The 365-nt window shown below is 78.1% G+C and carries 1 pseudogene; it reads right to left on the bottom strand.

The features are described 5' to 3' along the window. Window positions 1-365, bottom strand: a pseudogene (locus AOK08_RS47250) (ABC transporter ATP-binding protein); the annotation flags it as partial.

The raw sequence follows: 365 nt of genomic DNA, 5'->3' as shown, positions 1-365 counted from the left end.
CGGCGGGGGCGCTGTACGGCCCCGCGGGCTGTCCGGGCGCCGCGAACGGAGGCTGACCGCCGTGCTGGGGCGGCGGCGGGGCGTACCAGCCCGGCTGGCCCTGCCCCGGCACCGGCATCTGCACCGGCGGCTCCACACCCGGCGGCAGCGGCTGCTGGAGCCCGGCCTTCTGGTCGGCGGTCGAGCGGTAGTCGACGGCGCCCTGCGTCATCCGCATGTACGCCTCCTCCAGCGACGCCTGGTGCGGCGACAGCTCCCACAGGCGTACGTCGGCGGAGTGCGCGAGGTCGCTGATACGGGGCAGCGGCAGCCCGGTGACCCGCAGCGCGCCGTCCGGCTCCGGCAGCACCTGGCCGCCCGCCTCG

Origin of the sequence: Streptomyces graminilatus, assembly GCF_001418565.1 — a bacterium.
GTDB classification, from domain to species: domain Bacteria; phylum Actinomycetota; class Actinomycetes; order Streptomycetales; family Streptomycetaceae; genus Streptomyces; species Streptomyces graminilatus.
Note: the sequence above shows the minus strand (reverse complement) of the source record. Positions and strands in the feature narration are given on the sequence as shown.